The organism is Arthrobacter sp. BGA-UO-ETr-C19, from assembly GCF_059568005.1.
In genome coordinates this window covers 222454-247113 of the sequence record NZ_JCAQPC010000015.1, presented here as the reverse complement: position 1 = coordinate 247113, position 24660 = coordinate 222454, and the positions used below count along the sequence as shown (strand labels likewise).

Sequence of the window (24660 nt, the reverse complement as noted above, 5' to 3'; positions counted from 1 at the left end):
TTCCTATCTTCATCAGCAAGGTGAAGGGGTGGGGGAGGGGTTGCTCTTCGCTATTGATTTCGCGGTCAGACCGAAGAGCGTTCTAGCAGCGGACAGTCGACTAATTGCTGGTCGGCAATTATCGGCTGTCCTGCTGTAAGAGCTGCGAGCGTCTGGACTCCCAGGGCGCCCATTTTTTCGAACGGCAACGCAACCGTGGTCAGCTTGGGCCTGAGGTAGGCCGCAATCAGTTCCTGGTTGTCGAAACCGATCACGGCGATGTCTCCGGGAATGGTCAGGCCCCGTTCCTTGATGGCGTCGTAAGCGCCCATCGCCATGCGGTCGTTGAGGCAGAACAGGGCCGTCGGCCGGCCTTCCCCCTCGTTGTACCGGTCAAGAATCGTGCAGGCGGCCGCATAGCCGCCGTCCGCCGTCGCGTATCCCGAGACGACGAGTTCCGGGTCCAGTTCCAGCCCGGCCTCGGCGAGTGCTTCGCGGGCACCCGCCAGGCGGCCGACGGCGGCCGGAATGTCCGGATCCAGGTTGATGACCCCAATGCGGGTGTGTCCCGCCTGGAGCAAACGTTCGACGGCGACCCGTCCCCCGGCGTGTTCGTCCGGGACGATCGAGGGGAGTTTGCCGTCCGCGTCGAAACAGTTGATGAGGACCGTGGGAACCTCGTTGGCACTCTTCGGAACGTGCACTCCCCGGTGGAATGTGGCGGCGTAGAGAACGCCTTCCACCCGCTGTTCCAGAAGCTTTTCAAAGGCGGCATCTTCGAGGCCCTGGTTGGGTCCTACGGCATCGGCCTGGTCGGAGGGCGCGATGAGCAGGAACCGACGGTCAAGCCAGGCCTGGTCCTGGGCTCCTTTGATGATGTCGACGGCGAACGGTGCCGTCACGATCTCGGTGACAATCCCGTACCAATCACTTCGTTGGGACGCCAGTGCACGTGCTCCGGCATTCGGGCGGTAGCCCAAGGCCTGAACAGCTTCGTTGATCCGAGCGCGGGTCTCCTCGGAAATGCTGGCACTTTCGCGGTTACTCAGCACGAACGAGACCGCGGTCCGGGAAACGCCGGCGCGCTTGGCGACATCACTCATGGTGACACCCCGCTGCCGCGTAGCCCCGGCATGGTTCGAGGTGGTGGTCTTCGCCATTGAATGCTCCGGTGGTCGTCATTGATGTTGCCGTGAAGTAACGCGCGTTACTGGCGCATGTGATACAGGTTACGCGCGTTACTGGATCACTGTCAAGAGGTACTTTGGGGCTATGAGATCAGTGGAGGAGCGACGTCCGACGTGGCGCCAAAACCTGGGGATCCTGCCTGAAGGGTGTTGGCGCTCACCCGGGCGAGACTGTCAGACGACGGCAGGAAAAGGCCCTTTACCAGCACTCTCCCGCTTATTTGGAAGGCCGATAGCCGGACCTTCCGTCAACTCTGTTTTTCCTGGCTTGGGTGCTGCCCCTACGCGAGCTGCGTCACCTGAAGGCTGCTGATGGTTGCCGTGCCGCCGATGGCGTAAACGGCGAGGTCGGTGCTGGTCTCGGCCGGGAAGATCAGTTCGGTCATGGTGACCTGGCCGCCTTGGGCAAAGACTTCCACGGAGCAGCGGTCCACATAGATGGTGAGGTCGTAGGACCCCTCCTTTGCCAGGATGGGAGCGGTGTCGATGGAGGCGAAGGATGCGTGGAAGTCCGTCCTGCCGGATTCCCGCCGGTCCACTAACAGTTTGGCTTGGCCGGGGCGGATGCCGACACGGGTTCCCTTCGCGCTGTCTCCACGCAGGATGAGGCCGAATTCCTCTGCGCTTCCGGGGGTGAAGCTGACGTCTATGCGCTGGACCGTGCCGGCTGCGCCGGCCAGAACCTGCACGCCGTCGTGGATGATGGTTTCAGAAAGGCAGAACGACTCCGGGTCAGCCAGGGCAGTCCAATCACCGGCGGGCTGCTGGACCAGGGACAGGTTTCCGTCGCTGGTCTGGAGTGAAATTTCGCGGGCGAGGCTCATGGGGCTGCGCCAGGGTGTGGTGGGGATGTGGTTGGCGTATTCCCAGTTGTTCATCCAGGCGATCATGAGGCGGCGGTTGTCGGGGGCGTCGCTGAAGGAGACGGCGGCATAGTAGTCCCGCCCCCAGTCCAGCCACCGGTATTCGCCCAGCCGGTCAGGGTCCTGGGGGCCTTCGGTTACGGTGCTGGCGGAGGTGAATGCGGTTCCGTCGAAGTCGCCGATGAAGTATTGGCCGGCTGAGCCGTTGTTGGGCCCGCCGGGGTTGAGGTTGACGGTAAGGACCCACTTGAGGTTTTGGGGGTCGCCGTCCACGGGCAGGGAAAACAGGTCGGGGCATTCCCAGATGCCGCCTGTGGCGTTTGCGGGGCCGAAAGTGCTCAGCAGTTCCCAGTTCTTGAGGTCTTCGGATTTGTAGAGGACCACCTGGAAGTCTGTGGCTTCGACGGCGATCATCACCCAGTAGCTGCCCGCGTCGCCGTTGTACCGGAAGACTTTGGGGTCGCGGAACTCGGCGGACCCGCGGTTCAGTACGGGGTTGCCAGTGTGTTTTGTCCAGGAGTAGCCCCCGTCCAGGCTGTAGGCCAGGGACTGGGCCTGGACGCCCTCATACACGGAGCCCGGCTTGAAGGCACTGGTGTAGATCGCCACGAGCGGGCCAACGGACCCGCTGCCGAATCCGCTGGTGTTGTGACGGTCATAGACGATGCTGCCGGAAAAGATGTCTTCGTTCTCGTCACAGGCGATGGCGACGGGATGTTCGGTCCAGGTCAGCAGGTCGGTAGAGGTGGCGTGACCCCAGGACATGTTTCCCCAGACGTTACCCAGCGGGTTGTTCTGGTAGTAAAGGTGATAGACGCCTTCATGAAAAATCAGGCCGTTGGGATCATTGAGCCAGGTGTCTTTTGCGGTGTAGTGCAGGGCCGGGCGGTAGCTGTCTGCTGTGGCTGCCGTGTGAGTCGAAGTAAGTGTTTCCACGAGGTTCCTTTTGAGAGTTTGTGTTATTTGCTGGCGCCGGCCGTGAGGCCTTCGCGCAGGGTGCGCTGGCCGAAGATAAAGACCACCAGTGCGGGCAGCATGGACAGGATCACGCCGGCGAGGACCACGGAAATGCTCCCGGTGCCAAGGTTGCCTTGGAGTGTGACCAGGCCGAGGGGGAGGGTGAAGTTCTGTTCGCTGATGGTGAGGATCAGCGGCCGGAAGAACTCGTTCCAGTGGAAATTGAAGGCCAGGATCCCGACGATTGCCATACCGGGGACCGCCAGCGGGACGTAGACAGAACGGAAGATCCGCCATGGTCCGGCGCCGTCCAGGGCGGCCGCTTCTGCGAAGTCGTTTGGCAGGCCCAGAAAGTATTGGCGCATCAGGAAGGTGCCGAAGGCTGTGGGAATGGCCGGCAGGATCAGGGCCAGCAGGGTGTCGGACAGACCCATCCCTCGGATGAGCATGAACACCGGGACGATAGTGACCTGCACCGGGACCATCATGGTGGCCAGCACCAGCGAGAAGATGGCCTTCTTGCCGCGGAAGTCCAGACGGGCGAAGGCGTAGCCGGCCAGGGTGGCGGAAGCCATCTGGCCAAGCGCGATCAGCCCGGTCACCAGGGCGCTGTTCAGGACCAGGACGCCGACATTGATCTGCCTGAACACCTCCTGGTAGGCGGTGAAGTCAGGATTGATGGGCAGGAAGGACGGCGGCAGGTTGAATGATTCCGACGGCGTACGCAGTGAGGTGGACAGTGTCCACAGGACAGGACCGAGGGTCAGCGCGGCCGCCACGGCCAAAGCGGCGTACCTGCCGACGGTTCCAGCGGCAGGCAGGCGGCGGCTGCGGTAGCGCTTGTGGGTGTTCGGCGTGCCGGTGGCGGAACCGGACTGCCTGTCGGTCCCGGTGTGCAGGGTCTGTGTGGACATGAGGGACCTCACTGGTAGAAGACGAAGCGGCGGCTAAGACGGAACTGCAGGGCGGTGACGGCAAGGATTAGCACGGTGAGTACCAGGCCGATGGCCGAGGCTTCGCCGAACTCCAGTTGCTGGAAGGCGGATTCAAAGATCACCATGACGGCGGTGCGGGTGGAATCCCCTGGACCGCCGTTGGTCAGGACGTAGGGCTGGTCGAAGACCTGCAGTGCACTGATGATTGCCATGACGGAGGCGACGAGCACCGTGGGACTGATCAGCGGAAGGGTGACATTGCTGAACTGTTTCCAGCCTGTGGCGCCGTCCAGGTTCGCGGCCTCGTGCAGTTCCTTTGGAATGTTGGTCAAGGCGCCGAGGAAGAGCAGAAAGGAGAACCCGAAGTTCTGCCATACATAAACCAGGACCACCACGGTTGCGGATGCCACGGGACTGGTCAGCCATGGCACTGCGGGAATGCCGACCAGGGACAGGAGCCAGTTCACTACGCCGAACTGTTCGTTGAACATGTACCGCATGAAGATGGACACGGACGCGGCGGAAAGGACCAGAGGGAAGAAGAAGGTGGAACGAAGGAATACCCTCAGCCAGGAAGGCATTCTGGCCTGCAGCATGGAAGCCAGGCCAAGGGCGATGCCCAGTTGAAGTACCACTGCGACAATGACGAACACGATGGTGTTCAGGAAGGACACACGGACGGTGGGGTCCTGTGCCAGCGAGGTGAAATTGGCGAAACCGACGAACTGGGGTGCTGAAATGATGTCCCAGCGGAAGAAGGCAAGCACCAGCGAGCCGATGATCGGCAGAAAGGTGAACAGGGCCATGCCGAGCACCGTGGGAGCAAGGAAGATCATGGCCAGCCACCGCTCGATCAACGAGCGGCGCGCGGCCGCTGGTTGCGCCGTTCGGCGTGGGGCGGTGGAAGTGGTGGTCATGAGTTCCTCCTCAGAGCCAGTTCGAGATCGCGCTGCAGGGTGCCCATCGCGGCCCGCACATCAGCGGAGCTGCCGCTGACGGCGGTGGAAACGTTTTTCATCAGGGCAGTTTCGACGGCGGCCTGCTGGGGCGGAGCGGGGATGGGGCCGGAGGTGGGGAACCTGTCGAGGGTGTCGTAGAAGACTTTCCAATGCCTGGGTCCGGTGCCCGCGTAAAAGGACTCATTGACCATCGAACGGCGGGTCGGAGTGGTGTTCGGCTTGGGAATGGCCAACTGCATCGCTTCCCGGCTCGAGCAGAACTTAACCCATTCCCAGGCGGCGTCCTTGTCCTTCGCCGTGCGCATGATCGCGTAGCCGGCGGCACCGAACTGATGCCGCTGCGTCCGCCAGCGGGGGAAGAACTGGACGTCGAACTGGTCGGCGGTCATTCCGGCGTCGTGCAGGCCCTGCGCCCAGTAACCGCCTGCCGGCGTGGTGCCGATGCGGTTGTTGCCGAACAAGCCGACCAGGGCGTTGCCGCCCCCGGATTCGGGACGCACGCCTAGTCCTTCGGCAACGAGTTCGCGCAGGTAGTCGAAGGTTTCGATAACGCGCCCGTCTTCGGCGTTGGGAGCCAGCCATTGATAGCCGCCTCCGCGGGTCGCCCGGGCCGGGTCGTTCGGGTAAAAACGGTCCCAAACCCAGTCCCCGCCGGAAGCCTTGGTTTCGGTCAGGAAGCTGGTGTCGTTGGCGTACAGCCACGGCACTACCCCGCCGAAAAGCCGGTTCGTCCAGTAGTACGGGGTGAAGTCGGCCGGGCGTGCTTTCCGCAGGGCGCGGAGGGTGGCGCTGAAGTCGTCCTGCGTCCAATCGTCCCTGGGCCGGTCGAGCCCGGCCTGGGCGAAGGTGGTGGTATTCAAATACATGTTCGCCGCGTTCCAGTCCAGCGGAAGCTGGTAAAGGCTGCCTTGGTACATGAAGGCTTCCAGCAGGCTCGGATGAACGTCATCGAAGTAATCGCCCATGTCCGCAGCGTCCCGGCGGACATAGTCATCCAGCGGCTCGGCGAGCTTGTCGGCAAACAGCTGGGCGCCCTCGGTGGCTACGTAGACGACGTCCGGCGGTGTTCCCGCGGCGACCATGGTGAGGATTTTGGAAAAGAAATCCTTCCAGTCCGCCCCCTGAATGGCCTGCACCTGGACCGGAATATCGGGGTGGGCGGCGGTAAAGGCCTGAACCAGACCCTGGCGGGCCGCCGCATCCGCTGCCGTTCCAAGGATGGCGATTTTCAGGGCCTTGCTGCTGCGGCCGGGAATGTCAGTCCCCGTCAGCCGTGGCCAGGCGCCCACAGTGGCTCCCGCCACAGCGAGTCCCGTAAGGCCCAGCATGGAACGCCGCGTGAGTTGCGAAAGTCCTCTGCCGGACCGCAGCGCACGCGAGGGGGCTGGTTGCCCCGGTGTCTCTTCAGACGTCATTGTCGGCTCCTCCTAACACGTGTTAAGTAGGTTAGGTAACGTACCTAACACGTGTCAAGTAAGACTTTTGCTATTCGTTCAACCTGAATGAAACGTGACCGAATGATGGGCGGTGTTCAACATGCCGCGGACAGAGGGCCCCGCCGGATGCTGGATCAGGTCATTCCTGTTGTGAGGTTTCAGCAGCGAAGTGGCCGAGGAAACGTCCCGCCTAGTTAGCAGCCGGGACCGTTGCGGTGGATGCCCGTGGGATGATCCGGCAGGGCATGTGGACGGTTCCTGCTTCCGTGTTCCCTTCTGCCGCGGCTTTTCCTTCGACCGCATCCAACAGCATGGACATGGCTGCTGCTCCGATTTCGGCGTGCGGAAGTGCCACCGTGGTCAGGGCGGGAACAAGGTTGGCGGCGAGGTGCTGCTGGTCGTCGTAGCCGACCACGGACAGATCCTGCGGTACGCGGAGGCCTGCGGCAGCCGCGAACAGCAAGACGCCGGTGGCCACCCTGTCGTTAGAGCAAATGATCGCCGTCGGCCGGTCTCTGCCGTCCAGCACAGAGGAAGCGGCCCGGTAGCCCTCATCGATGTCCCACCCGGTCACATGGACGTGCTGTTGTTCAGGGCCCAGCCCCGCCCCTTCCATGGCCTCACGGTAACCCTGCTCGCGCTGCGGGGCGGCGGGCGAGCTGAGAGTTCCGGTCAACAGGGTGATGCGGCGGTGGCCCAGGTCAATCAGCAGCTGTGCCGCGGCGCGCCCGCCGTCGACCTCTGCCGGTATTACCGACTGGAGCTGGGAGCCGACATCAGTGCAATTGGCCAGAATGGCCGGCAAGGTAAGCATCGCCGGCGGGGTGGTAACTTCACGCAGGCTGCCGGTGGCGTACATGATTCCGTCTACCTGCCGGTGCACGAGTTGCTGTGCCGCGGCGCTCTCGCGGGCCAAGTCATGTTCCGTATCGACGACCAGGACCATGTACCCGCGGGCCAACGCCGTGCGTGAGGCGCCGCTGATCAGCCGACCGGCGAAAGGGCTGGTGACGATGTCATCCGTAATGATGCCGATCGTTGATGTCTGCTGGTTGCGCAGGCTGAGGGCAACGGAGTTGGGCGTGTAATCCAGCTCCGCCGCGGCGCGGAGCACGCGCTCCTGGCGTTCTGCGGTGACGTTGCCGCTGGCCCTGCCGTTAAGCACCAGTGACACTGCACTGCGGGATACCCCTGCCCGTTGTGCCACATCCAGTGCCGTAGCTTTACGTTTGACCATGCCGATCCCCTTGCTTTTCGAATTAGCATACCTAACTCGTGTGAGGTCGGGAGATGTCTTGTTCGGTGCCCCTTCTGCGGCCCGGGCGCAACGAGATCAACGGGTCACGCGTCCGGCGCAGGTGCCAGGGGGCATTCAAGTGGTTCCATCGCTCCCGCGGGTGAGCGCCACGCCTCGAACCGCCCTTCCCTGCAATCACGGAGCTGTCCCGGTACGCATCTCGGGTATTCGTTCATCGGCTGCTTCTCCACGACGAGCCTCCCTCGTTATTTCAGGCAGCCGGAGTCTGATGGAGGTGTGCATGACGGGCCGCCGCCGTAGGTTCTGGTCATGCGCGGAGGCCGCGGAATGCCGGGGTGGTTACTTGATTCTGAGGCCCCTGCTAGGCCTTGCGGTGCTGCTCCGCTTCTTTCACGAGTTCAGTCAGCCAGGGCCGGTGCCCCTTGTGGAAAACCATTCCTTCGGGCAGGCCTTGGACCGTGGGTACCGAATTGGCGATGTCGATCGTGATCCGGCCGCCGCCCATGGGGGCGTTGGTGATGTGCAGGTCGCCGTAGGACTCCGGGAGGACGGGATCCATCCAGAAGCCGCCGCGGGAAACATGGGTGTCGTACCGCATCAGAGTCGTCACGAGCTGGATCGGTGTTGTGGCTGCCCAGGCTTGTGGCGAACACGCTGTCGGGTAGGGGACGGGCTCGGCGAACTGGTCCCGGCTGAAGCCGCAGAACAGCTCGGGCAGGCGGCCGTCGGAATATTCGGCGGCCTCCAGGAGTGCCGTGGAGATGCGTTGCGCCTCTGCCACGAATCCGTAGCGCATCAGGCCTGCCGCAATGACTGCGTTGTCGTGCGGCCAGACCGAGCCGTTGTGGTAGCTGGCGGGGTTGTAGGCGCCCATGTCGCTGGCCAAAGTGCGCACGCCCCAGCCGCTGAACATCTCCGGCGACATGAGGTGTTCAGCCACCTGCGGCGCCTTATCCTCATCCACCAGGCCTACCCACAGGCAGTGGCCCATGTTGGACGCGCACCCATCGACTTGCCGCTTCTTGCCGTCCAGGGCTATGGCGTAATATCCGCGCTCTGGGATCCAGAACTGCTCGTTGAACCGCTTCTTCAGTAGCTTCGCGCGGTCGGCGAGTTCATCGCCCAAAGGCGTGTCGCCGGCGTCGTACGCAATCCAGGCGCGGGCCATGTAGGCGTCGTAGACGTACGCCTGCACTTCGCAGAGCGCTATAGGGGGCTCGGCCATGCGGCCGTTGGCGAAGTTGATGCCGTCCCAGGAGTCCTTCCAGCCTTGGTTGATAAGCCCCCGCGGATTAAGGCGCTCGTATTCGACGAACCCGTCGCCGTCCCTGTCGCCGTAGTCGCGGATCCAGTCCAGTGCACGGTCCGCGTGGGGCAGCAGTGCGGCGATGGTTTCCTTGCCGAAGCCCCAGCGGCTCACCGATCCAAGTACTGTCACGAAGAGCGGGGTGGCGTCGATGCTGCCGTAGTAGACGGACTTGCCGCCGAGCGCGAGCCCGCTGGAGACGTCCAGCCTGACCTCGTGCAGGATCTTGCCCGGTTCCTCCTCGCTCATCTGGTCCACCACGTTGCCTTGGCGGTCGGCCAGCGTTTGCAGCGTGCCCAGCGCCAGGGAAGGGTCGACAGGCATTGCCATCTCCGACGCCCACAGTGAGTCGCGGCCGAACAGGGTCATGAACCACGGCGCGCCGGCCGCCACCACGACCCGCTCCGGATGGTTCGGGTCCTCGATCCGGAGCGCGCCCAGATCGTCGTAGCTGCGCCGCAGGGTCCGTTCGATGGAGTGGTTGGCCATATGGAGCTTGGGAATCTTGGCCACCCACTCCTGCCGGCGGTGGTCCCGGGGGGACAGTTTCTCGCCGTCGCCATGGATGAACGACGGCGGGGGAGGACTTGTGGCCTCGGCGCTCGGCACCGCGGTGAGTACCGTACTCCACTGGCTGTGCGGTGCGAGGGATACGGTGTATGTCAGGGCATCCTGGCGGACGTCGGCTCCGGGAGCCTGGACCAGAAGTCCCTTCCGGACATCCTGCCAGGCAGCGCGGATGGTCAAGGTGTCACCGTCGACTTCCCTGGTTTCTTCCCAGCGCCCCTGGATCCGTGCCTCCTTGACCTCGAAAAGATCCGCGAAATCTGCCTCAGCCCTGACGGAAAGGGTGCATTCGGCCGCGTCCGGGGAGTAGTTGCGAATCGTGACCTGCTCCTGGATGCCCGCCCCCACTTCGCGCAGCCGCTCCACGATCAGCGGGCTGTCGGCATACGCGTCTGAGCGGGTGACGCGGCCGGCAAACAGCGCGCGGTACGGTTCCTTCGTCTCTGCCGCCAAAGGTTCCAACGGCTGCCCATTAACGGTCAGGCTCCAGCGGGACAGAATGCGCGTGTCCTGGAAGAAAACTCCGTGCGGATATTCCGGATGGATGTCCCCGTTCGGCAGGGAGATGCAGAAGGACGTGCCTTCCACCAGGGTGATTGTCCCCGCCCCCACAGGTCCGGCAGCAGTGTCAGCGTTCCATCCCGCCATCCCGGCCCCTCCAAGAACCCGACGCCACGGCGCCTGAACCTCATGTGCAGGCAGCCGCCGTCGCCAATTCTGCCACCGACGGTACTCTTGCTTGCTCCGGTAGGCCAGAGCACCCGGAAATCGCGGGGCCCGGGGGTCGCAGGATCTTCGAATTGGTGCGGACGGAGAAGACGAGCGGGGCCCCGCCACCCAGCCCGCGGAATCCCGGGATGTGCCCGCCGTCGAAACGCAACATGGGGGAGAGGCCTTTGAACCGACGTATTCCCATGCGCTGCCTAGCAGGAGTAGACATTGCCGGAAACCAGCAGGTCGTAGTCATCCTCGACATGGAACAGGCGACGGTCTCCGATCTGGTCTGTCACCCAGATTGTTCGACCATCCTCAGTCCGCTCATCGATCGAACCCTTGTAGCATTCGACGCCCTGCCGGCAAAGAGTGATGACGTCTCCGCGCTGAAGGGACGTCCACATGGATACACGACGGCTCTGTCGCATTTTGTGTGCCTTTCTGTAATTGTCTCGGTGGCCGGGCCCGCCCTCCCCAATCATTCGCTCGGAAAAACGGTACGTCGTTCGCGGCAGCTGCCGGTGGAAAAACTTCCCCGCAAAAGCCTATCGTCGATTGTTGACAATTGTTAGGATGAAATCCGTGCCCGCCAACGCAGGCAGGCAGCTAGGTACAGGGCGCAGCCCACGAAGGAGCAACTATGGTCAAGGCGACCGTCATGAGCGATGCAACAACTGCAAACCCGGGTGAACCCAAAGCCAAGGAAACCTCAATTACCGAAGGACAGACCGAGGTCTGCCTGCGTCTCTGGGCCAGGGACGACTTCAAGACGGGCATCTGGGAGGTAACGCCGGGAACGTTTAAGAGCACCCGGCCCGGCTACGACGAGATCTGCCAGATTCTGAGCGGGACCGGCACCATCACGGAGCCGGATGGCACCAGCTTCGACATCGGCCCGGGTACCCTGTTCGTTACTCCTGCCGGCTGGGAGGGCAGCTGGACGATCCATGAGACGGTACGCAAGATGTGGGTCGTCAAGGATCTTCCGGCCACGGCTGAGTAGTCCTCAACACCCCAGTGCCCCCGGGCAGCAGCAGCTGCCCGGGGGCACTTGTGCAGAAGCTGCGGCCGAGTGCTGGGCGTGGGTGTCAGCTACTTGGTGGCGGTGAGATCCTCCACGGCCTTTTGCATGTGCCGTTTGATGGCGTTCTGGAGTCCCCTTCTGTCCCGTGCTGCCAGGAGATCCAGGATGTTCTGGTGTTCCTGCACGAGATCATCCACACGGGGATAGGAGACCTCCAGACTGAGAATACACATCCGGGATTCGGCGGCCAGCGTCTCGTAGACCCGGATCAGGCGGGTATTTCCTGTGCCGGCGACGAAGGAGGTGTGGAATTGCATGTCCAGCCGTGCGATTGCCTGCCAGTCGGAAACGGCAACCTGCTTTGCCATGTCCTTGATGATTCCCTGCAGCACGTCGCAGGTGTCTGTGATCTGTGCCTCGCTGCCGTCCAGCAGCGTATTTGCTGCGGCTATTTCCACGGCCTCGCGGACTGCGTAGATCTCCTTGATGTCCTCGGTTGTAAGCTCCAGGACGAACACTCCGCGGTTGCGGTGGTTGACCAGTATCCCTTCCTGGCACAGTCGCTGCAGTGCTTCCCGGAGCGGTCCCCTGGACGTGCGCAGCCGGCTGGCCATGGCAGACTCATTGATCTGCTCGCCCGGACGGAAGATCCCCTGCACGATTTGCTCCCGCAGTTGATCGGCAATCAGCTGGGCCGTGGGCCTTCCTTCCAGGACAAATAATCCTTCGGTCGCTGCCATTTCATTCCTCATTTCACTCTTCGGCATATTACCTTTACCAGCCCAGGGCCGGATGCCTGTTCATGCTTCGTTAGAGCACCTTTTCCAGGAAGGACCGGGTCCGGCGCTCCTTCGGGTTGCGGAGAATTTCCCTGGCGTCGCCGCGCTCGATGATGCAGCCTTCCGCCATGAACAGCAGCGAGTCTGCGACTTCGCGGGCGAACCCCATTTCGTGGGTAACCACCACCATGGTCATCCCTTTGCTGGCCAGGTCCTTCATGACGGCGAGGACTTCGCCGACCTTTTCGGGGTCCAGGGCCGACGTGGGTTCATCGAAGAGCATGATCTCGGGGTCCATCGCCAGGGAACGCGCGATGGCCACGCGCTGCTGTTGGCCGCCGGACAGCTGAGCGGGATAGTGGTGGCCGAAACCAGAGAGGCCCACACTGGCCAACAGCTCGCTTGCCTGCGTGGCGGCCCGCTTCCTGTCATGGCCTTTGACCAGCACGGGGCCGGCCATGACATTCTCCTGGGCGGTCATGTTGGGGAAGAGGTTGAACTGCTGGAAGACCATGCCGATCCTGGTGCGCTGCCGGGCGACATCCTTCGGGCTGAGGGCGTGATAGGCAGTTTCGCTTTCGTAGTACCCCAAATTTTCACCGTTGACTTTCAGCACTCCAGTATCGACGGTCTCGAGGCCGTTGATGCAGCGCAGGAGGGTGGACTTTCCGGAGCCGCTGGGGCCGATGATGCAGCAGACCTCTCCGCTGGCGATGTCCAGATCGATGCCTTGCAGGACTGTTTTCGGTCCGAACGACTTCCGGATTCCACGGGCGTGAATGGTGCCGTCGGCAGTCATCGTGCCATGCCTTCCGGTGCTGTCAGGGACCCTCGTCTTGCCTTCCTCGGCAGTGCGGAGGTTGCACGCGAGTACCTTTTCTCGAGCCTGGATTGCGGGTAGCTCAGCAGCAGGGTCATCGCGAGGTACCAGAGGCTGGCGACGATAAGCAGCGGGATGGTCTCGTAGGTGCGGGCGTAGATGAGCTGGGCGCTTTGGAGCAGCTCGGCGACGCCGAGCACGCTGACGAGGGAGGTTTCCTTGAACATACCGATGACCTGGTTTCCGGTCGCAGGGATGATCGAGGGCATCGCCTGGGGAATGATGACCTTGCGCATCTTCATCCCGGCGCTCATGCCGAGGGAGTCCGCGGCCTCGATCTGGCCCTTTCCGACGGCGGAGAAGCCTCCTCGGATGATCTCCGCCATGTAGGCGGCTTCATTGAGCGTGAGGCCGACAAGTGCTGCAGTGATGGGTGCCATCAAGGCATTGACATCGACGGCGGTGCTGAAGTCGGTGAACGGAATGCCGATCGTCAGGTTCGGGTACAGCGCAGCGATGTTGAACCAGAAGATCAGCTGGACCAGGACCGGGGTGCCGCGGAACAGCGTGATGTAGACGCCCGCGGTGACGGCCACCGGTTTGATGCTGGACGCCCTCATGATGGCAAGCAGCAGGCCCAGCAGGGTACCGAGGGCCATGCTTGCCAGGGTCAGGAAGACCGTGAGCAGCAGGCCGCGGATGATGGTCTCATGGGTGAAATATCTGGCGACAACATGCCACTTGAAGTTGGGATTGGTTGCAACAGAGATCAGAATGCCAAGACCAAGCAGGGTGCACAGAACCCACGCCACGTACTCAGGGGTGCTCCGGCGCCGCAGCCTCGGTTTAAGGGCGGGGTTTGTGGCGCGCAATGTCTGCTGCCTTCCGCGATTGATGAACTTCAGCACTGTGGGTCCTCAGTTAAGCTTCGCTTCGGTGATGGCGCCTGATTCCAAGCCCCAGTTGCCGAGCGACTTCTTGTATTCGGGGCTGTCAAGCGCGGACTGCGTGGCCTTCTGCAGTGCAGGAGTCAGCGGTGATCCCTTCTTCAGGCCAATGGCAGCGACGTGATCCGAGCGGGTATCCACCTGCGGAGAAAGAATCGTGAAGGTGTTCGGCTGTTGCTGGTCTGCCCAGACCAGCGAAGGGGTGTCGTACAGGATGCCGTCGATCCGCTTGGACGCCAGCTGCGTGAGGGCTTCCTGGATGTTGGGGAGCGTCACAGCGTTAATGGCCTGCTTGCCCTTGGAAGTGCAGGTCCACTCCGAGATGTTCGGAAGATGCTTCAACTGGGCGTTGGATCCCTTGGTGACCGCGATGTTCCTGCCGCACATGTCGTCGTTGCTGATATTCAAAGGATTGCCGGCGCTCACGGCAACCGACAGGCCGCTGTTGAAGTAGTCAATCATGTCCAGCACCTTCAGCCGTTCGGCGGTGGGGGACATGGTAGTGACAGTAAAGTCGTACCGGCCGCCATCAATGCCGGGAATGATGGTGTCAAACGAGGTGTTCTCGAACTTCAGCTTCAGGCCCAGTTTCTTGGCCACGAGGCGTGCGATGTCCGGGTTCAGGCCGATCGGCGTGCTGTTATCGTCTGCCAGGAACGTGGTGGGCGGGTAGTGCAGGTCCATCGCCACCGTCAGTTCACCCTTGTCCTTGTAGGACTGCGGCAACAGCTTGCCTGCGGCCGCGTCGGGCTGGACACCCTCGGAGATGTCGGCCGTACTTGACGTCTTGGAGTCGGCTTCCGAATCGCTGTTGGCACCCGAGCCACACGCGGCCAATGCCAATACAACCGCCAAGCCTGCTACTACGCTCTGGACCCTGGTTCTGATCCTCATCACTGCTTTCCTATTACGACGGCGGTGCCGGACTTGTTCTGCATGCTTTCCCGCCGCCTCCTACCTAATAATGCAACCTCCGGATAGCAGATCATCGACAATTTACAGAAAAATTTTCAAAGTTTTGTCTCCGCCTATCCCTTCCGAGCCGGTGATCCGGTCCTCCCCTCGCGCTCGTGCACTTCCAACGAAGAGGTGGCCCGGTCCATTGGACCGGGCCACCTCTTCGTTGGAAGTGCGCTTCGAGTGACTCTCTAGGCGGTGATATCGATGTCTTGGCTGGATGCGGTGAGGTCCTCCACACCCTTATGCATGTGCCGCTTTATGGCGTGCTGGAGTCCCTTTCGGTCTCCTGCTTCCAGCAGGTCCAGGATGTTCTCGTGTTCCTGCACCAGAACATCCACCCGGGGATAGGCGACTTCCAGGTTGAGAATACACATCCTCGATTCCGCCGCCAGGGTCTTGTAGATCCTGATCAGGCGTGTGTTCCCAGCACCGGCAACGAAGGCCGTGTGGAACTCCATGTCCAGTCGAGCGATCGCCTGCCAGTCTGAGACCGCGACCTGCTTCGCCATGTCCCCGACTATTCCCTTCAGCACATCGCAGGTGTTGTTGATTTCCTCCTGCCCGGCGTCGAGCAGTGTATTCGCAGCGGCTAATTCCACGGACTCGCGGACGGCATAGATCTCCTTGACGTCCGCCGTCGAAAGCTCAAGGACGAACACTCCGCGGTTGCGGTGGCTGACCAGGATCCCCTCCTGGCACAGGCGCTGCAGCGCTTCCCGGAGAGGTCCCCGGGAGGTTCGAAGCTGGCTGGCCAGGAGAGATTCGTTGATTTGCTGCCCGGGGCGGAAGGTTCCTTGGACGATTTGTTCCCGCAACTGATCTGCAATCAGCTGCGCCGTGGGCCTTCCCTCCAGTACGAACAGTCCCTCTGGTGCCGCCATTGATATCCCCTCATCTCACTCTTCGGCGTATTGCATATTTTCAGACGGCTATTGCCGTGTACTTGTACTCAAGAAATTCTTCAATGCCGACCTTGCCGCCTTCACGCCCCAGCCCCGACTGCTTGATGCCGCCAAAGGGAGCTATTGGGTTGGATACGAGGCCCGTATTGAGGCCGACCATTCCGACTTCCAGTTCTGCGGAGAAGCGCAGGGCCTTGTCCATGTTCTCAGTAAAAACGTAACCAACGAGGCCCCATTCGGTGTCATTGGACAGGCGGAGGACCTCATCCTCGCTGTCGAAGGCGGTGATGGCGGCTACCGGACCGAAGATCTCGGTGCTCATAAGTTCGGCATCCGTGGTCACGTCGGTCAGGACGGTGGGGGTGAAGAAGTATCCCGGGCCTTCCGGGCGGCTTCCGCCGGTCAGGATCCGCGCACCCTTGGCGACTGCATCCGAGACGAGGCTTTCGACCTTGTCCAGGCCCTTCTGCTCGATGAGGGGACCGACATCGGTTCCGTCCAGGGCGCCATTGCCGACCTGGAGTTCCGACATCCTCTTGGCGAACTTCTCGCTGAATTCCTCGACGACGGAACGGTGCACGAAGAAGCGGTTCGCCGCGGTGCAGGCTTCGCCCATGTTGCGCATCTTGGCCTTCATGGCACCGTCCACGGCCTTCTCGATGTCCGCGTCGGCGAGGACGATGAACGGAGCATTGCCGCCCAGTTCCATGGAGGAGCGCATGACGTTCTCCGCCGCCTGCCGGAGCAGAATCTTGCCGACCCCAGTAGACCCTGTGAAGCTGATCTTGCGGGCGATGCCACTGTTGGTCCAGTGCTCCACCACGGTGGCTGCAGTGGACGTGGTCACGACGTTCAGGACCCCGTCCGGAAGACCCGCCTGGTGGAAGATGTCCGCGAGGGCCAAGGAGGTCAGCGGTGTCAGTTCGGCAGGCTTGAAGACCATGGTGCAGCCTGCTGCCACGGCGGGAGCAATTTTGCGGGCGCCCATGGCCAGCGGGAAGTTCCACGGGGTGACCAACACGCAGGGGCCGACGGGTTCCTTTGTGATCAGGATTCGCGTGTTGCCATCCACCGAGGTGGTGTGGTCTCCGCCGATCCGGACGGCTTCTTCGGAGAACCAGCGGAGCATCTCGGCGCCGTAGGCCACTTCGCCTTTGGCCTCGGCCAGGGGCTTGCCCATCTCCGCGGTCATGATGGCTGCCAGCCGGTCGGTGCCAGCGATGACCAGTTCGTAGGCGCGGCGCAGGATGTCGGCGCGTTCACGGGGAGTGGACTTGCCCCATTCCGCCTGGGCGCGGCCTGCTGCCTCAATGGCGCGTGCTGCGTCTTCAGCGTCGCCGTCGGCCACCTGGGCGATGATTTCATTCGTGGCCGGGTTCTCGACGGGGAAGGTCGCGCCATTGCTGGACTTCTGCCAGGCACCGTCGATAAACAAGTCTGTGTGAAGGGTGTTGGGGTCAAATGAGAGGCTCATTGGCACACTTTCAGTGATGGTAGGGCGGGGTTTCGCCGGGGCGGGTCTGGATGCGCCGCCGGCGAAGTCCGTTCCAGCTTTGGACTAGGAGGTGGCTGCTTTCAGCGCTTGGGTGAACCTGGCGAGACCGCTCTGGATCTCGTCGCTGCTGACGTTGAGCGCCGGAATGATGCGGATGACGTTGCCATAAGGGCCGCAGGTGAGGAGCAGGAGCTCTTCCTTGATCGCGGCCTGCTGGACGGCCAGCGCTGTGGCGGAATCGGGAGTGTTATCCGCAGCGGTGAACTCGACGGACTGCATCAGCCCTCGGCCCCGAACGTCCCCGATTACCGCAAACTGGGTCCTGAGGCCGTCAAGCCCGGAGCGCAACTCGTCGCCCCGCACCAGTGCATTGGACACCAGGTTCTCGCGCTCTATGACGCCCAACGTTGCGACGCCTGCTGCGGCGGCGACGGCGTTTCCACCATAGGTGCCGCCCTGCGAGCCAGGCCATGCCTTGCCCATCAGCTCCGCCGAGGCGGCAATCGCCGAGATGGGGTATCCGCTGGCGAGGCCCTTGGCGGTTATGACAATGTCAGGGCGGATGTCGGCCCAGTTGTGTCCCCAGAACTTTCCGGTCCTGCCCACGCCAGCCTGGACTTCGTCCACGACAAGGACGATCCCGTGCCGGTCGGCACGCTCCCGCAACCCCTGCAGGAAGGCAACAGGCGTTGGGATGTAGCCGCCGTCGCCGAGGACGGGCTCGATGATGAAGCCTGCCGTATCACTGGGGCTGCTGATGCTGACCAGGAGGTGGTCCAGTTCCTTCAGGGCGAAGGCAACGGCTGTTTCTTCATCCCAGCCGTACCTGTAGGCGTGGGGGAAGGGTGCAACATGCACGCCGCCCATGAGGGGGGAGAAGCCGGAACGGAATTTTGTGCCTGCAGTGGTGAGGGAGGCTGCTCCGACTGTCCTGCCGTGGAAGCCGCCCTGGAAGGAGATAATGTTCGGCCGGCCGGTTGCCATGCGGGCCAGTCGCACTGAGGCTTCCACGGCTTCGGAGCCCGAGGTGGCGTAGAAGACGCTGTCCAGCCCCGAGGGCAGGAATTGTCCCAGCTTTTCTGTGAGCTCAAGGAGGGGCTTGTGCATCACGGTGGTGTATTGGGCATGGACAATCTTGCCCACCTGTTCGCGGGCTGCCGCGACGACGTCCGGGTGGCAGTGACCTGTGCTGGTGACGCCGATGCCGGTGGTGAAGTCGAGGTACTTCTTGCCGTCGGTGGCGTGAATCCAGGAGCCAACTGCGTGATCAACGATGACCGGCGTTGCCTGCTTGAGGATGGGGCTAAGAGTTGCCATGGCTTCATACTTTCTCAGGAGATGTAGATTGTCAACAATTGGCGATATGAGGTGAATCGCCGTTTGTCCGACGAGATGGGGTATTTAGGCGGTAAAACGTTGGGGCCGCACGAAATCCAGGCCGTCGAAGGAGCTTTTGCCCAAGGCCTCGTGGGCGGCAATCTCCCCGAATCCGGTGGCGTTCTTGAAGCCGGCACCGGAGAAGCCGGTGGCGCAGTAGATTCTGCCGCCTTGGTTGAGTCGGCCGAGGAGAGGGTGGCTGTCTTTGGTGAAGAGGTCCGGGAAGGCGTCCGAGCGGACGATATGGGGAAACAGCCCGGGGAAGAAGTCGGTGACGGTCTCGGTCGTTTCGGCGATTTCTGCCGGCGTGAGTTCCCTTGGCACTGAGTCCGCGGATGGCGTTGGTGCGCCGCGGCCGTCCAGGGTGGCTTTGACTGTGACGCCGTCGACGGCGGGTGCGCCGTACATGGAGCGGTCCCCGGAGATGCGAATGAAGACGGGGAACTTTTCCGGTGTGAACTCGGCTGCGTCGCGGGCGACGAACCAGGTCAGGAAGATCCGTCGGGTTTCCGTGGCTGCTTTGAGGTCGTCGGGCATGAGGCGTTGGGACCAGCCGCCGGAGGAGACGATGACGTTCTCGAAGGTCCATGACTTCTCCCCGGAGGTGATGAGGACGCCGTCGTCGGTTTCGGTGATGCTGTCGATGGGGGTGTTGGTGTGGATGGTGGCCCCGTTGGCCTGGGCGGCGGCGACGGCGGCGGTGACGGCGCGGTCGGTGCGCAGGGCCCCGGCGTGGGGGTCGTAGACGGCGACGTCGTCGTCGCGGAGGTTGTGCTGGGGGTAGCGGTGTGCCATTTCGGCGCGGCTGAGGAGTTCGTGGGCGGCGCCGTTGGTCCTGGTGGTTTCGAGCAGGGCTGTGAGGTAGGGGCCGTTTTTGGTGCCGATGGAGAGTCCGCCGCAGCGGGTGAGCATGTCCTGTCCGGTTTCGGCTTCGAGTTCGGCCCAGAGGTCCCGGGAGCGTTCCAGGATGGGGTAGTAGCCGGGGTTGCCGCGGTAGATCATGCGGAAGAGGCGGGTGTCGCCGCCTACGGCGCTTCGGGCGTGGGCGGGTGCGTGGGCTTCGAATCCGGTGACGGAACCGGTCAGGCGGGAGGCCTGCCAGAGGGCCATGGATCCGATGCTGCCCAGGCCGATGACTGCGAGTTTGCCGTCGGTCATTTAAATCACCTTGTCCAGGAAGGCCTGGGTGCGGGGTTCTTTGGGGTTGGAGAGGACTTCGCGGGCGTCGCCGCGTTCGACGACGCAGCCATCGTCCATGAAAATCAGGGAGTCGGCGACTTCGCGGGCGAAGCCCATTTCGTGGGTGACGACCACCATGGTCATGCCCTTCTTGGCGAGGTCCTGCATGACCATGAGGACTTCGCCGACTTTTTCGGGGTCCAGGGCGGAGGTGGGTTCATCGAAGAGCATGATCTCGGGGTCCATGGCCAGGGACCGGGCGATCGCGACGCGCTGCTGCTGCCCGCCGGAGAGCTGGGCGGGGTAGTAGTCCCCGAACCCGGCCAGGCCGACGCTGGCGAGGAGTTCGTGCGCCCGCGTCAGGGCTTGTTTCTTGTCCTGGCCTTTGACCAGGACGGGTCCGGCCATGATGTTTTCGTTTGCGGTCATGTTGGGGAAGAGGTTGAACTGCTGGAAGACCATGCCGACCCTGGTGCGCTGTTCGGCGAGCTTCTTGGGGGGCAGGGCGTGGTAGGCGGAGTCGGTTTCGTAGTAGCCGAAGTTTTCGCCGTTGACTTTCAGGACTCCGGTGTCGACGGTTTCCAGGCCGTTGATGCAGCGCAGGACGGTGGATTTGCCGGAGCCGCTGGGGCCGATGATGCAGCAGATTTCGCCGCTGGCGATGTCCAGGTCGATGTCTTTGAGGACTGTTTTGGGTCCGAAGGACTTGCGGATTTTGCGGGCGTGAATGGTGCCGTCGGTACTCATCGGGCAATACCTTCCGGTGCTGTCAGGGCAACCTTCTTCGCCTTCCGGGGAAGCCTGGAGGTTGAACGGGAGTATTTTTGCTCGAGCTTGGATTGGGGGTAGCTGAGCAGGAGGGTCATCACCAGGTACCAGAGGCTGGCGACGATCAGCAGCGGGATGGTCTCGTAGGTGCGGGCGTAGATGAGCTGGGCGCTTTGGAGCAGTTCGGCGACGCCGAGCACGCTGACGAGGGAGGTTTCCTTGAACATGCCGATGAACTGGTTTCCGGTGGCCGGGATGATCGAGGGCATGGCTTGGGGGATGATGACCTTGCGCATCTTCATGCCGGCGCTCATGCCGAGGGAGTCGGCGGCCTCGATCTGGCCCTTGCCGACGGCGGAGAACCCGCCGCGGATGATTTCGGCCATGTAGGCGGCCTGGTTGAGGGTCAGGCCGATGAGTGCTGCGGTGATGGGTGCCATCAGGGCGTTCACGTCGATCGCGGTGCTGATGTTGGTGAAGGGGATGCCGATGGTCAGGTTGGGGTAGAGCGCGGCGATGTTGAACCAGAAGATGAGCTGGACCAGGACCGGGGTGCCACGGAACAGGGTGATGTAGACACCCGCGGTAGCGGCGACCGGTTTGAGCTTCGAGGATCTCATGACGGCAAGGCCCAGGCCCAGGAGCGTTCCCAGGGCCATGCTGGCAAGTGTCAGGAAGATCGTGAGCATCAGGCCGCGGAGGATCGTTTCGTACGTGAAGTACTTGGCGACCACGCCCCACTTGAAATTGGGATTGGTTGATACCGAGATGAGAATTCCGATGGCGATCAGGCTGCAGACGACCCACGCGACGTACTCGAAGGTGCTGCGCCGCCGGAGCCGTGGCTTGAGTGCTGAATCCATCCCACTCATTGTGGTTCCACTTCTTTCGATAATCACTGGCTGCATGAAAATACCCCGCTAGTTGAGCTTGGCGTCGGTGATTGCCAGATTGTTCAGGCCCCAATTCTCGAGGGACTTCTTGTATTCGGGGCTTTTAAGGACGGACTGCGTCGCTGCCTGCAGAGCAGGGGACAGCGGTGATTCCTTCTTCAGGCCAATGGCAACGGTGTGGTCCGAGCGGGTATCCACCTGTGGTGTCAGGACCGTGAAAGTGTTCGGCTGCTGCTGGTCTGCCCAGACCAGCGCCGGAGTGTCATAGAAGACGCCGTCAACCCGCTTGGACGCCAGCTGCGTCAGGGCCTCCTGAACGTTGGGCAGCGTAACAGCGTTGATGGCCGGCTTGCCCTTGGAGGTGCAGGTCCACTCCGAGATGTTCGGAAGATGCTTCAACTGGGCGTTGGAGCCCTTGGTGACCGCGATGTTCCGGCCGCACATATCGTCATTGCTGATGTTCAGCGGATTGCCATGAGCCACGGCCACCGAGACGCCGGTATTGAGATAGTCGATCATGTCCAGGACCTTCAGCCGTTCGGCGGTGGGTGACATCGTGGTGGCTGTGAAGTCATAGCGGCCGCCGTCAATGCCGGGAATGATGGTGTCGAACGCGGTGTTCTCGAATTTCAGCTTCAGGCCCAGCTTCTTCGCCACGAGGCGCGCGATGTCCGGATTGACGCCGATCGGCGTGACGTTATCGTCTGCGAGGAACGTGGTGGGCGGGTAGTGGAGGTCCATGGCCACCGTCAGTTCGCCCTTGTCCTTGTAGGACTGCGGCAACAGCTTGACCGCGGCCGCATCAGGCTGGACACCCTCGGAAATATCGGCGGTGTTCGAGGTCTTGGAATCGGCCGGAGCCGTGCCTCCAGTGGCCGATCCGCCACAGGCGCTCAAGGCCAACAGGACGGCAAGGCCTGTGGCGGCGGTCTGGACTTTGCTTCTGTTCTTCATGGTGCTTCCCTTCGAAATGGTTCCAGCTGAGGTGGGTCTGGAACGGGTGCAGTATTTCCAGGACTTTCCGCTTGTCTTGACTGCTGTTGGCAGAGGCGAAGGTGGTCCTGGCGGTTGGTGCTTCATGCGGGGCTGTGATCCGGATCTCGTTCCGCATCCAAGAGCAATGCAACCCCCTTGACCGCAGATTGTCAACAATTGACGATAAGAAAAATCAATTGGTTTGGTGCGCTTACTTCTTGAGAAGGAATCTCACTAAGAACTGTTGACAATTGACAATTTTCGGGCCTACAGTCGAGAGCAACGGGCAGAATAGTCTTCCGGTGCGGAAGAATCCGCCAGCCCCGACAACGGATAGCTGATGGCCAACAATCCGGGCCTCGCACAAATTTCAACGAACGGACGAATCATGGCAGAGACCAATTTCCGGCCGAAGTACATCTCCTTCGATGTCTACGGCACTCTCATCAACTTCGACATTGATCCCACCACGCGTCGCCTGCTCGATGGCCGCATTTCAGAAGAGCAGTGGCCTGCCTTCAAGAAGCAGTTCCGCGGGTACCGGTTCGACGAGGTCCTTGGCGACTTCAAGCCTTACGAGCAGATCCTTCAGGATTCCTTTGACCGCGTGTGCAAGCGCTGGGGCATTGGACCGACCGAAGGCGCCGGTGCGGCGTTCGCTGAGGCGGTACGCGGCTGGGTTGCCCACGAGGACGTGCCGGCTCCGCTGAAACTCATGGGCGACAACTACAAGCTGGTGGCTCTGTCCAACGCCGACGACAGCTTCCTGGACATCAGCATTCCCAAGCTCGGCGCAAACTTCCACGCCGTGCTGACCGCTGAGCAGGCCCAGGCCTACAAGCCGCGCTACCAGGCCTTCGAGTACATGCTCGATACCCTGAACGCCAAGCCGGAGGACTTCCTGCACATCTCTTCGCACACACGCTACGACATGCATCCGATGCACGACATGGGCTTCCGGAACCTCTGGATGCTGGACCGTGGCTATGACCCCATTGGCCCGGGCTACGACCTCAACATTGCTAAGTCCCTGGACGAGATCAACGAGCACCTCGGTCTCTAAACCGACGTCAAGGCGAAAGGTCAAACCGTGAAACTCATTCCTTACTGGCTGGACACAGCCGAAGCATCCGGAGACTACCGGCAGACTCCGGTACCCGAGAATGTCGATGTGGCAATCATCGGCGCCGGATTTACGGGGCTGTCCGCCGCCCTGGAATTTGCCAAGCAAGGCGCCAGCGTTGCCGTTTTCGAACGCCACACCGTGGGGTGGGGCGCGTCGGGCCGCAACGGGGGAATGGCGACGACCGGGTTGGCCATCAGCTTCAGCACCGCGGTCAAGCGCTACGGCGCGACGCGCGCCGTAGAGATGTTCCGGGAATACAACGACGCCATCGACACCATCGAGAAGCTCGTCCGTGACAATGGCATCGACTGCGACTACAACCGCTTTGGAAAGCTGTCGCTGGCCTTCCACAAGTCCCACTATGAGGGCTTCCTGAAGTCGCAGGAGAAGCTGGCCACCCTGGCCAACCACCATGTCACCGTGATCCCCAAGTCCGAGATCCACAGTGAAATCGGCACGGACTTCTACCAGGGCGCGATGATGGATCCGCTGGGGGCCGGCCTGCATGTGGGGAAGTTCGTCCATGGGCTGGCGAAGGTGGCCGCCGCTACCGGAGCGGACATCTGCGAGAACGCAGCGGTCACCGAGCTGAAGAAGGTCTCAGGCACCGTGCACGACGTGCACACCACCCGGGGCATCACCAGGGCCAAGCAGGTCCTCGTGGCCACCAGCGGCTACACCGGTGGGGTGACCCCCTGGCTGCAGCGCCGGGTAATCCCGGTGGGCAGCTTCATCATTGTGACGAACCCGCTGCCCGAGGACGTGGTCAACCGCATCCTGCCCCACAGGCGGCAGGCCTCGGACAGCAAGATGCTGACCTACTACTTCCGGATTACCCCGGACAACAGGCTCCTGTTCGGCGGCCGCGCCCGCTTTGCGCTGTCCAGCCCGGATTCGGACGTGAAGAGCGCCGAGATCCTGCGCAAGGCCATGCTTGAACTTTTCCCCTACCTTTCCAACACGAAGGTGGACTACATCTGGGGCGGACTGGTGGATCTCTCCATGGACCAGATGGTCCACGCAGGTGTCCACGACGGGCTCTTCTACTCCCTCTGCTACAGCGGACACGGGGTGCAGATGGCAGCCCACATGGGCAAGAGGATGGCCCACTACATGGCCGGGGACAAGAGCGCCAACGTGTGGGAGGACCTGAAAAACCCGCCCGTGCCGGGCCATTTCGGCCCGCCCTGGTTCCTCCCGTTCATCGGCGCAGCCGCCAAGATCATTGACCGGGTCAAGTAGGCAAGGGGTTAA

22 protein-coding genes are annotated in these 24660 nt (G+C 62.3%); 3 read left to right on the top strand and 19 right to left on the bottom strand.

The window, feature by feature from the left end:
* Positions 1-65: 65 nt before the first annotated feature.
* From AC57BR_RS08350 to AC57BR_RS08315, 8 genes are all read right to left on the bottom strand, one after another.
* Complete coding sequence (locus AC57BR_RS08350; protein ID WP_496359392.1) at positions 66-1139, bottom strand: LacI family DNA-binding transcriptional regulator; 1074 nt, start codon at positions 1137-1139, stop codon at positions 66-68.
* A gap of 308 nt (positions 1140-1447) precedes the next feature.
* On the bottom strand, positions 1448-2965 hold the full coding sequence (locus AC57BR_RS08345; protein ID WP_496359390.1) for a glycoside hydrolase family 32 protein: 1518 nt from the start codon (positions 2963-2965) through the stop codon (positions 1448-1450).
* Between the two features lie 23 nt (positions 2966-2988).
* Positions 2989-3900 (bottom strand): carbohydrate ABC transporter permease, encoded by a 912-nt coding sequence (locus AC57BR_RS08340; protein WP_496359388.1) that lies wholly within the window; start codon positions 3898-3900, stop codon positions 2989-2991.
* 8 nt (positions 3901-3908) lie between these two features.
* Entirely contained in the window at positions 3909-4838 is a 930-nt protein-coding gene (locus tag AC57BR_RS08335) for a carbohydrate ABC transporter permease (protein WP_496359386.1), read from the bottom strand.
* Positions 4835-6295, bottom strand: coding sequence for an extracellular solute-binding protein (locus AC57BR_RS08330; protein WP_496359384.1), 1461 nt, complete (start codon positions 6293-6295; stop codon positions 4835-4837). The genes AC57BR_RS08335 and AC57BR_RS08330 overlap by 4 nt, the downstream gene beginning before the upstream one ends.
* A gap of 211 nt (positions 6296-6506) precedes the next feature.
* Positions 6507-7553, bottom strand: coding sequence for a LacI family DNA-binding transcriptional regulator (locus tag AC57BR_RS08325; protein WP_496359382.1), 1047 nt, complete (start codon positions 7551-7553; stop codon positions 6507-6509).
* Between the two features lie 382 nt (positions 7554-7935).
* Complete coding sequence (locus AC57BR_RS08320) at positions 7936-10095, bottom strand: amylo-alpha-1,6-glucosidase (RefSeq protein WP_496359380.1); 2160 nt, start codon at positions 10093-10095, stop codon at positions 7936-7938.
* 275 nt (positions 10096-10370) lie between these two features.
* Positions 10371-10589 (bottom strand): hypothetical protein, encoded by a 219-nt coding sequence (locus tag AC57BR_RS08315; protein WP_496359378.1) that lies wholly within the window; start codon positions 10587-10589, stop codon positions 10371-10373.
* A 212-nt stretch (positions 10590-10801) separates the two neighbouring features.
* On the opposite strand from AC57BR_RS08315, the gene AC57BR_RS08310 reads away from it, so the two are divergent.
* Positions 10802-11164: a cupin domain-containing protein gene (locus AC57BR_RS08310; RefSeq protein ID WP_496359376.1), complete on the top strand. Its 363-nt coding sequence runs from the start codon at positions 10802-10804 to the stop codon at positions 11162-11164.
* 89 nt (positions 11165-11253) lie between these two features.
* Here AC57BR_RS08310 and AC57BR_RS08305 read toward each other — a convergent pair whose 3' ends face one another.
* The 11 genes from AC57BR_RS08305 to AC57BR_RS08255 all read right to left on the bottom strand — a co-directional run bounded on the left by AC57BR_RS08305 (position 11254) and on the right by AC57BR_RS08255 (position 22259).
* Positions 11254-11925 carry a GntR family transcriptional regulator gene (locus AC57BR_RS08305; RefSeq protein WP_496359374.1) on the bottom strand — a complete coding sequence of 224 codons (672 nt, stop codon included), beginning with the start codon at positions 11923-11925 and terminating at the stop codon, positions 11254-11256.
* A 70-nt stretch (positions 11926-11995) separates the two neighbouring features.
* Positions 11996-12763, bottom strand: a complete 768-nt coding sequence (locus AC57BR_RS08300) for an amino acid ABC transporter ATP-binding protein (RefSeq protein ID WP_496359372.1) — start codon at positions 12761-12763, stop codon at positions 11996-11998.
* Positions 12760-13656, bottom strand: a complete 897-nt coding sequence (locus tag AC57BR_RS08295) for an amino acid ABC transporter permease (protein ID WP_496359370.1) — start codon at positions 13654-13656, stop codon at positions 12760-12762. Before AC57BR_RS08295 ends, AC57BR_RS08300 begins: the two co-directional genes overlap by 4 nt.
* Positions 13657-13701: 45 nt before the next feature.
* Positions 13702-14625, bottom strand: a complete 924-nt coding sequence (locus AC57BR_RS08290) for an ABC transporter substrate-binding protein (RefSeq protein WP_496359368.1) — start codon at positions 14623-14625, stop codon at positions 13702-13704.
* A 254-nt stretch (positions 14626-14879) separates the two neighbouring features.
* Positions 14880-15572, bottom strand: a complete 693-nt coding sequence (locus AC57BR_RS08285) for a GntR family transcriptional regulator (protein ID WP_496359366.1) — start codon at positions 15570-15572, stop codon at positions 14880-14882.
* A 40-nt stretch (positions 15573-15612) separates the two neighbouring features.
* Positions 15613-17067, bottom strand: coding sequence for an NAD-dependent succinate-semialdehyde dehydrogenase (locus tag AC57BR_RS08280; RefSeq protein ID WP_496359364.1), 1455 nt, complete (start codon positions 17065-17067; stop codon positions 15613-15615).
* Positions 17068-17151: 84 nt separating this feature from the next.
* On the bottom strand, positions 17152-18405 hold the full coding sequence (locus AC57BR_RS08275; RefSeq protein ID WP_496359362.1) for an aspartate aminotransferase family protein: 1254 nt from the start codon (positions 18403-18405) through the stop codon (positions 17152-17154).
* 84 nt (positions 18406-18489) lie between these two features.
* Positions 18490-19623, bottom strand: a complete 1134-nt coding sequence (gene solA, locus AC57BR_RS08270; protein WP_496359360.1) for an N-methyl-L-tryptophan oxidase — start codon at positions 19621-19623, stop codon at positions 18490-18492.
* Positions 19624-20391, bottom strand: a complete 768-nt coding sequence (locus tag AC57BR_RS08265) for an amino acid ABC transporter ATP-binding protein (protein ID WP_496359358.1) — start codon at positions 20389-20391, stop codon at positions 19624-19626.
* Entirely contained in the window at positions 20388-21275 is an 888-nt protein-coding gene (locus AC57BR_RS08260) for an amino acid ABC transporter permease (protein WP_496359355.1), read from the bottom strand. The genes AC57BR_RS08265 and AC57BR_RS08260 overlap by 4 nt, the downstream gene beginning before the upstream one ends.
* 57 nt (positions 21276-21332) lie before the next feature.
* Positions 21333-22259 (bottom strand): ABC transporter substrate-binding protein, encoded by a 927-nt coding sequence (locus AC57BR_RS08255; RefSeq protein WP_496359353.1) that lies wholly within the window; start codon positions 22257-22259, stop codon positions 21333-21335.
* Positions 22260-22668: 409 nt separating this feature from the next.
* Between AC57BR_RS08255 and AC57BR_RS08250 the strand changes: the two genes are divergently transcribed.
* Together AC57BR_RS08250 and AC57BR_RS08245 are read left to right on the top strand one after the other, a co-directional pair.
* Positions 22669-23343 (top strand): haloacid dehalogenase type II, encoded by a 675-nt coding sequence (locus AC57BR_RS08250; protein ID WP_496359351.1) that lies wholly within the window; start codon positions 22669-22671, stop codon positions 23341-23343.
* Between the two features lie 27 nt (positions 23344-23370).
* Positions 23371-24648 carry an NAD(P)/FAD-dependent oxidoreductase gene (locus tag AC57BR_RS08245; RefSeq protein ID WP_496359349.1) on the top strand — a complete coding sequence of 426 codons (1278 nt, stop codon included), beginning with the start codon at positions 23371-23373 and terminating at the stop codon, positions 24646-24648.
* Positions 24649-24660: the final 12 nt, after the last annotated feature.

Coding starts and splice junctions, on each gene's coding strand:
- AC57BR_RS08300 (WP_496359372.1), bottom strand. CDS start 12,763: ATGACTGCCGACGGCACCATTCACGCCCGTGGAATCCGGAAGTCGTTC.
- AC57BR_RS08330 (WP_496359384.1), bottom strand. CDS start 6,295: ATGACGTCTGAAGAGACACCGGGGCAACCAGCCCCCTCGCGTGCGCTG.
- AC57BR_RS08275 (WP_496359362.1), bottom strand. CDS start 18,405: ATGGCAACTCTTAGCCCCATCCTCAAGCAGGCAACGCCGGTCATCGTT.
- AC57BR_RS08310 (WP_496359376.1), top strand. CDS start 10,802: ATGGTCAAGGCGACCGTCATGAGCGATGCAACAACTGCAAACCCGGGT.
- AC57BR_RS08265 (WP_496359358.1), bottom strand. CDS start 20,391: ATGAGTACCGACGGCACCATTCACGCCCGCAAAATCCGCAAGTCCTTC.
- AC57BR_RS08325 (WP_496359382.1), bottom strand. CDS start 7,553: ATGGTCAAACGTAAAGCTACGGCACTGGATGTGGCACAACGGGCAGGG.
- AC57BR_RS08285 (WP_496359366.1), bottom strand. CDS start 15,572: ATGGCGGCACCAGAGGGACTGTTCGTACTGGAGGGAAGGCCCACGGCG.
- AC57BR_RS08350 (WP_496359392.1), bottom strand. CDS start 1,139: ATGGCGAAGACCACCACCTCGAACCATGCCGGGGCTACGCGGCAGCGG.
- AC57BR_RS08315 (WP_496359378.1), bottom strand. CDS start 10,589: ATGCGACAGAGCCGTCGTGTATCCATGTGGACGTCCCTTCAGCGCGGA.
- solA (WP_496359360.1), bottom strand. CDS start 19,623: ATGACCGACGGCAAACTCGCAGTCATCGGCCTGGGCAGCATCGGATCC.
- AC57BR_RS08335 (WP_496359386.1), bottom strand. CDS start 4,838: ATGACCACCACTTCCACCGCCCCACGCCGAACGGCGCAACCAGCGGCC.
- AC57BR_RS08340 (WP_496359388.1), bottom strand. CDS start 3,900: ATGTCCACACAGACCCTGCACACCGGGACCGACAGGCAGTCCGGTTCC.
- AC57BR_RS08255 (WP_496359353.1), bottom strand. CDS start 22,259: ATGAAGAACAGAAGCAAAGTCCAGACCGCCGCCACAGGCCTTGCCGTC.
- AC57BR_RS08305 (WP_496359374.1), bottom strand. CDS start 11,925: ATGGCAGCGACCGAAGGATTATTTGTCCTGGAAGGAAGGCCCACGGCC.
- AC57BR_RS08290 (WP_496359368.1), bottom strand. CDS start 14,625: ATGAGGATCAGAACCAGGGTCCAGAGCGTAGTAGCAGGCTTGGCGGTT.
- AC57BR_RS08320 (WP_496359380.1), bottom strand. CDS start 10,095: ATGGCGGGATGGAACGCTGACACTGCTGCCGGACCTGTGGGGGCGGGG.
- AC57BR_RS08280 (WP_496359364.1), bottom strand. CDS start 17,067: ATGAGCCTCTCATTTGACCCCAACACCCTTCACACAGACTTGTTTATC.
- AC57BR_RS08260 (WP_496359355.1), bottom strand. CDS start 21,275: ATGGATTCAGCACTCAAGCCACGGCTCCGGCGGCGCAGCACCTTCGAG.
- AC57BR_RS08250 (WP_496359351.1), top strand. CDS start 22,669: ATGGCAGAGACCAATTTCCGGCCGAAGTACATCTCCTTCGATGTCTAC.